Source organism: Psychroserpens luteolus, from assembly GCF_021032705.1.
Lineage (GTDB): Bacteria > Bacteroidota > Bacteroidia > Flavobacteriales > Flavobacteriaceae > Psychroserpens > Psychroserpens luteolus.
In genome coordinates this window covers 1-546 of the sequence record NZ_JAHVXI010000024.1, presented here as the reverse complement: position 1 = coordinate 546, position 546 = coordinate 1, and the positions used below count along the sequence as shown (strand labels likewise).

Annotated in this window: 1 protein-coding gene; it reads left to right on the top strand. The window is 41.2% G+C overall.

All coding sequences use genetic code 11. The annotated features are described in order from the left end of the window. Positions 1-546 (top strand): hypothetical protein (locus tag KWG70_RS17670; RefSeq protein WP_230937367.1); only part of this gene is annotated, 546 nt, incomplete at both ends.

Sequence of the window (546 nt, the reverse complement as noted above, 5' to 3'; positions counted from 1 at the left end):
CTAATGGAGGAACTGGATTATGTGAGATATCAGGAGAAGTTCAAGGCGAAGCTACACCAGATTACGATGAGTGTGGTGGAGTAATTATTGTAAACTGGACATACACTGATAACTGTCAGAGAACAATTGAAGCAAGTAAGACTATTACAGTATTACCAGCACCAATGGCAGAGTTTGATGAAGTGGAAGACATGGAGATTTCATGTGAGGAAGCAAATTCATTCGAGCCAGGATCATTAGGATACACTAATGGCGGAACTGGAGCATGTGAGATATCAGGAGAAGTAGAAGGTGAATTGAGTGGATCATACGATGAGTGTGGTGGAACACTTTATGTTGACTGGACATACACTGATGATTGTGATAGAACAATCACAGCTAAGAAGACGATCACAGTATTACCAGCACCAATGGCTGAATTTGATGAAGTAGAAGACATGGAAGTTTCATGTGAAGAAGCAGCATCAGTAGTAGCCGGAACATTAGGATACACTAATGGTGGAACTGGAGCATGTGAGATATCAGGAGAAGTTCAAGGCGAATTAA